A 6341-nucleotide genomic window follows, 5' to 3' on the forward strand; every position below is an offset into this window, starting at 1 on the left:
ACCCTGCCGTTCATGCTCAAAGGAGGTGCGTCGGAGCTGACCCTCATTTCCGCGAAGGGAGCGGTCAACATGGTCTTTCTGGGGGTCGTCTGCTCCGGAGTCTGCTACCTGCTCTGGTACGATGCCCTCCAGGTACTTCCCGCTTCCGAGGTGGGCGTTTTTCTCTACGTCAACCCGGTGGTCTCCGTCGTCATAGCTGCTCTCTTCCTTGACGAGCCGGTCACTTTGTCGATGCTGCTCGGAGGGGTGATGGTCTTCTCCGGCGTCTGGTTCGTCAACCGCGTATCGTGAGATCGCGAAAAAGCTTCTACCATGCAACTACGTCAAACGAAAAGGAGTGTGTCCCTCATATGGAATTTCTGACCGTTCCCTCGCAGGGCGCTTTGAATCGTGAAGGCGCCCTCGCTCTGTTCGTCCGTTCTAAGGAGGACGCGCCGCTTGCACCGCTGGACGAGAGAGAATCCGCCGCGGCGCGGCTTCTCCTCGACATGCCCTCCTTCGGAGGCAAAACAGGCAAAATAGTCAGTTCACCACTGCCGGCAGGGGGCTTCTCCGCCCTCTACCTCGTCGGCCTGGGCGAGAGGAAGCCGGACGAGCCTCGGGAGTCGTTCGCGGACAACCTTAGGTCGAGGAGCGCGGAGCTAATGCGCCTCTGCAGCTCGCACGGGGTCCGAAGGATCACCGCCATGCTGCCCGGCGAGCCCACGCACGAGGCCAGCTGCGCCGTCGCAGAGGGAGCCTCTCTCGGCGCCTACCGATTCGACAAGTACAAGGGGGCGAAGGACGAGGACGACCTCCCCTCGCCCGAGGAGTTCGTCCTGCTTGACGGCGTACCGGAGGGCCTCTCCAGGGGCAAGTCCCTAGCCTCCATGCAGATCGCGTCGCGCGACCTGGCCAACGAGCCTGGGAACAGGCTAGGCCCGAACGACCTGGCGGAAATGGCGGTTCGCTGGGGGGAGGAGCACGGCTTCCAGGCGGTCGTCTGGGACGAGGAGCGAATTCTCAAAGAGGAAATGGGGGGGCTCTACTCCGTCGGCGCGGCCTCCGAAAGAGGGCCGCGGCTCATCCACATGACCTGGCGGCCGAAGGGGGAGCCCCGCAGGAAGGTCGCCTTCGTAGGGAAGGGTATAACCTTCGACAGCGGCGGTCTCAACATCAAGACGGGCGAGTTCATGCGGACTATGAAGGGGGACAAGACCGGGGCGTGCAACGTGCTCGCCGTGCTGCGCGGCGCGGCTCTACTGGAACTTCCGATAGAGGTGCACGGCATAGTGCCCGCGGCCGAGAACATGCCTGGAGGCCGGGCCCTGCGCCCAGACGATATACTGAAGATGAGAAACGGAAAGACCGTCGAGGTGGACAACACGGACGCCGAGGGACGCCTTGTACTGGCGGACGCGCTGGCCTACGCGAGCGAGCTTCTACCGGACGTGATAATCGATATGGCAACCCTGACCGGGGCCTGCGCCGTCGCCCTGGGGCAGAACATGGCCGGTCTGTTCTCGAACGACGACGCCCTGGCGGGCGAACTGCTCGCAGCGTCGGTGCGCAGGGGCGAGAGGCTCTGGAGGATGCCGGTTGACGACGACAGGATAGCCAAGTCTATGAAGTCTCCTGTGGCGGACCTGGTCAACGCCGGCAGCAGATACGGTGGAGCGATATTCGCGGCCCGGTTCCTGCAGGAATTCGTCGGAGAGGGCATTCCCTGGGCGCACCTCGATATAGCCGGGGTGGACATGCAGAAGGACGAGTACTCGGTGTACTCAAAGGGAGCGACGGCGTTCGGCGTCAGGACCTGCCTGGAATACCTCCTGTCCCTGTAGCGAGGATGGTTGAAGAGGGGCCGGCGGCCCCTCTTTCTATCACTTGCCCACGCAGAACTGGCTGAATATGTGATCGAGCAGCGAATGGCCGCCCGTTATCCCCAGCAGTCGTTCGATCGCCATCATGCACTCGTTCAGGCACCCGGCGGCGACGTCGTGCCCTAGCCCTCCGTCGATCGCGTCGGCCGCATCCTTAAGCCGTGCGATGGCCGTGCGTATCTCGCCCACCTGCCTGGCCGAGGCGTTCAGGCCCGCCTCGAGAGTCCCCGATCCGGCGATCGATGACACTATCAGGTCCTTCAGCTGGTCGAGCCCGGTCCCGTGCCTTGCCGATATGCGAAGAATCCCGCTTCCCGGAAGGGCTTCGGACAGCAGCTCCTCGGCCGTCCGCCCGTTCTCGTCCCTTCCGAAGGGCAGGTCGGACTTGTTGAGCGCGACAATATGATCCAGCTCCGCTATCCTGCAAGCCATCGCAAGGTCGAAGTCGTCCGGCGCGGAGCTTCCGTCCACCACCCATACCCTCGTGTCCGCCTCCTTGAATGCCGCCTCCGCCCGTGCGACGCCGATAGCCTCGACCTCGTCGGAGGGCACGCCCCCCAGCCCGGCCGTGTCGATCAGCCTGATGGGAACTCCGCGCCATGTAAGCACGTCCTCGATCAGGTCCCTGGTTGTCCCCGGTATGGACGTCACAATTGCACGCGACTCCCTCAGCAGCGCGTTCAGCAGCGAGGACTTTCCCACGTTTGGACGGCCCACTATCGCCACCCTGATACCCTCGCGAAGCAGGCAGCCCGCGCTGCAGCGATCCAGAAGATCCTCCAGGCTCTGTATCAACGCCTGTATGGACTGGACCACCTCCTCGTCCTCGCGCAGCGGGGTGTCCTCCTCCGGAAAGTCCAGCGAAACCTCCATCTGCCCCAGCAGGTCGAGAATCTCGCTATGTATGTCGATCGTGAACTCGGTCAGTTCGCCTCTCAGGGTTCTCGTCGCGGCCTTCAGAGCCTCGTCGCTTCTGGCGCGGATTATGCCCAGCACCGCCTCTGCCTGGGCCAGGTCTATGCGACCGTTGAGGAATGCCCTCTTGGTGAACTCGCCCGGCTCGGCCAATCGCGCTCCGCGGCAGATTAGAAGCTCAAGGCACTTCGACGCCACCAGCGTGCCGCCGTGCGTGTGTATCTCGACCACGTCCTCCCCCGTGTAGCTCCTGGGAGCGGCGAACCAGACCACAAGCACCTGGTCGACGCCTTCTCCCTTTTCATCCAGCAGGTATCCGTTGCTCATCCGCCGGGGAGGCATCTCCTTCAGGGTATTCTTCTTCAGCGACAGCACCCCGCCGGCCATCTCTAGCGAATCCGGCCCGGACAGCCTGACTATCGCTATCCCGGCCTCCCCCCTGGCAGTGGCTATAGCCGCTATGGTCTCCACCCTTTTGATCGCTCCATTCCGCCTCATGCGCTCTCTCCCCCCGTGACCGGCGAACTTCCCGTATCTTACACCGAAAATGAAAAAAGCGGGACCCGGAGGCCCCGCGAAAAACCCTTGACTCTTTACAGAGCCGGTATCCCCAGCTCCTGGATGGCCTCCGCCAAGCGAGAGACCCCCTCCTCGATGACATCGGGCGCAGAGAATGTGTAGTTGATCCGGGCATTGTGCAGCCCCGACCCATCCACCGGACAGAAGGGCGGTCCCGGCACGAATGCGACCTTCTTCTCGATCGCCTTCTTGAACAGGTCGTTCGTGTTGATCGACGGGACCTCGAGCCAGTAGAAGAAACCGCCCTCGGGCTTAACCCATGTGGCGCCGAGCGGCTTCAGGTGCTTCTCGAAGCTGACCTCCATCGCATCGCGCTTCTCCCTGTAGTTGTCGATTATCACGGGCAGGTGCTCGTCCAGGTACCCCTTTTCGCAGTACGCGGTGACGAGGGCCTGGGTGATCGGGCTTGAGCAGAGGTCCGTGCTCTGCTTGAACACGGTCATGTTGCGGATGATCTCCTTCGGCCCCGTGACCCAGCCGATTCGGGTGCCGGGAGAGAGAATCTTGGAGAAAGAACCGGCGTATATGACTCCGTCACCGTCATGGAACGAGAATATCGATGGAAGGTGGTCGCCGTCGAACCTGACGTATCCGTACGGGTCGTCCTCGAAGACGGGTACGTTATACTTCTTCGAGATCTCCACCAGTCGCTTTCTTCTCTCGACCGACATGGTCGACCCGGCCGGGTTCTGGAAGTTGACGATCGTGTAGATGAACTTGACGTTCTTGCCCTCGGAGCGGGCCTTCTCGATGATGCCGGGTATCAGCTCCACCTGCATCCCCAGGTGATCGACCGGGACCCCCAGGAACCTGCCGCCGTGGTTGTAGAATACGGTGAGAGCCGCCAGGTAGGTAGGGTCCTCGACTATGACGTAGTCGTCCTCGTCGATCATCGCCCAGGCAAAGAGGTCCAGCGCCTGCTGCGAGCCGGTGGTGATGAGGATCTCGTCCTGATCGACCTTCCGCCCCATCCTGGGCGCCGTCCAGGTCGCAAGGAACTCCTTCAGCGGGGGGTAGCCCTCCGTGGTTCCGTACTGAAGAAGGTTTGCCGCGTCGTCCTTGATGAGATGAGCGCCCTCGTAGAACTTTTCGGCGGGAAATACCTCCGGAGCGGGCATTCCTCCGGCGAATGAGATCATCCCCGGCTGCTTGACCACCGCGAGCATCTCGCGAATGGGCGAAGGCCTGCTGTTCTTCGCGATGCTGCTCAGGTTCTGTCCCCAGATGCTGCTCATTAAAATCGCCTCCCACTGTCAAAATAGGCCCTTTTCGATGCTATCGCTGTGAATAGACTCGAAAAGAAAGATAACACAGCTCAATTATAGCACGAAGAGGAAAAAGCAAGGTGAATTCCCGTGCATTTCGATCACGCATGAGATTCGCACAGCCACAGACGAGTTTGCGGGCCTTCACCCGCGCCTTTCTCTCTCCGTCAGGCCGCCGGGGTGTTGCGATATAATGATCTCGGCTCGAACTGTCCCGGGCCGCGCCCGATATAACAAGGGACAATAACTCTTGCGGAGGTTGGAACCATGCTCAACTGCGCCCGTTGCGGACGGAACGTCGAAGAATCCTCGCTCTTGTGGCGCTGCTCCTGCGGCGGCCCGCTGGAGTGGACGCCCCTCGCGCCTATGAGCCGAGCCTCTCTGCGGCGCGATCCGGGCATCTGGCGATATGCCGCCTCTCTTCCCCCGTCCGACGGGTCGCGCGTCTCGCTGGGGGAGGGGGGCACTCCGCTGGTGCGGATCGATTGGAGCGGGGGCCCCGTGTGGTTCAAGCTCGACTTTCTCTGTCCGACCGGCTCGTACAAGGACCGCGGGATGGCCTGCATGATAAGCAGGCTTAAGGAGCTCGGGGTGAGCCGGGTTATCGAGGACTCCTCCGGGAACGCCGGGGCCTCGATGGCGTCCTACTGCGCCGCGGCCGGGATTAAATGCTCGGTGTTCGTGCCGGAGTACACCTCCGGTGGCAAGTGCGTCCAGATCCTCTCGGCGGGTGCGGAGCTGGTGAAGGTGCCGGGCAGCAGGGAGGAGACCACGAGGGCGGCGGAGAGGGCCGCCGACGAGGCGGAAGGGGGCGTATTCTACGCCAGTCACAACTGGAGCCCCTACTTCGCCCACGGGGTGAAGACCTTCGCATTCGAGGTCTGGGAGCAGCTCGGCTACGCCGCGCCGGACTCAGTCCTGCTCCCGGTCGGGCAGGGGAGCCTCGCGCTCGGCTGCTCGCTCGCTTTCGACGAGCTGCTGGCCGCGGGGGAGATCGACAGGGTCCCGAGGATATACGCCGTCCAGGCGGAGAACTGTTCCCCTCTCGCCAGGGCGTTCCACGAAGGGGTGGACGCGGCGCGCGGCTACCGGAAGAAAGAGACGATAGCCGAGGGGATAAGCTCCGCGTCGCCCGTCCGCATCGAAAGGGTGCTGGAGGCGGTGCGAGAAAGCGGCGGCTCGGTGGTGACATGCTCCGAGGGAGAGATATGGCAGGGCTTTCGAAAGCTCTCGGGCATGGGCCTCTACGTGGAGCCGACCAGCGCTGTGGTCGGCTCGGCGATAGATCGACTGGCGGCGAGCGGAGAGATAGCGGCGGGCGAGAGGGTCGTCGCTTTGCTCTCCGGGTCTGGCCTGAAGGCGACCGACAAGATCATGTCGCTCTTCAAGAGCCCGCCGGCCTGACGGCGACGGTCATGGGACGAGTGAGCGTTAACAACCTTCGCGAGGGGATGGTGCTGGAGGAGGACCTTCATGCGCCTAACGGGCGCTTCATCCTCGGCAAGGGCGCGACTCTGAAGGACAACTACATCAAGATGTTCAAGATCTGGGGCATCACCGGTGCGGACGTGGAGGGGGAGGAGGACGCGGAGATAGCCGGCCGTGTGGCTTTGGAGGAGGAGGCCCTTCGCATGGCCAAAAGCTACGTGGACTCCTTCTTCCCTCCGGAGGACCCTGACGACGCCTGTGCGGCGGCTGTGAGGGCCTTCAGCATCCGCAG

Annotated in this window: 6 protein-coding genes; 4 read left to right on the forward strand and 2 right to left on the reverse strand. The window is 62.8% G+C overall.

Annotation, left to right across the window (positions count from 1 at the left end):
* Window positions 1–291: DMT family transporter (locus tag GX181_00880; GenBank protein NLM70498.1), on the forward strand; the 291-nt coding region annotated here is incomplete at its 5' end.
* Window positions 292–350: 59 nt separating this feature from the next.
* Complete coding sequence (locus tag GX181_00885; protein NLM70499.1) at window positions 351–1823, forward strand: leucyl aminopeptidase; 1473 nt, start codon at window positions 351–353, stop codon at window positions 1821–1823.
* 39 nt (window positions 1824–1862) lie between these two features.
* Here the strand turns inward: GX181_00885 and mnmE are convergent, their stop codons facing one another.
* The gene (mnmE, locus tag GX181_00890; GenBank protein ID NLM70500.1) at window positions 1863–3275 is read right to left on the reverse strand and encodes a tRNA uridine-5-carboxymethylaminomethyl(34) synthesis GTPase MnmE; all 1413 of its coding nucleotides are present in this window, start codon (window positions 3273–3275) and stop codon (window positions 1863–1865) included.
* 95 nt (window positions 3276–3370) lie between these two features.
* Complete coding sequence (locus GX181_00895; GenBank protein ID NLM70501.1) at window positions 3371–4591, reverse strand: PLP-dependent aminotransferase family protein; 1221 nt, start codon at window positions 4589–4591, stop codon at window positions 3371–3373.
* A 297-nt stretch (window positions 4592–4888) separates the two neighbouring features.
* Here GX181_00895 and GX181_00900 point away from each other — a divergent pair, with 297 nt between their 5' ends.
* Window positions 4889–6025: a pyridoxal-phosphate dependent enzyme gene (locus GX181_00900; GenBank protein ID NLM70502.1), complete on the forward strand. Its 1137-nt coding sequence runs from the start codon at window positions 4889–4891 to the stop codon at window positions 6023–6025.
* Window positions 6026–6045: 20 nt separating this feature from the next.
* Window positions 6046–6341: hypothetical protein (locus tag GX181_00905; protein ID NLM70503.1), on the forward strand; the 296-nt coding region annotated here is incomplete at its 3' end.

It is taken from the genome of Synergistaceae bacterium, assembly GCA_012521675.1.
Taxonomy (GTDB): domain Bacteria; phylum Synergistota; class Synergistia; order Synergistales; family Aminobacteriaceae; genus JAAYLU01.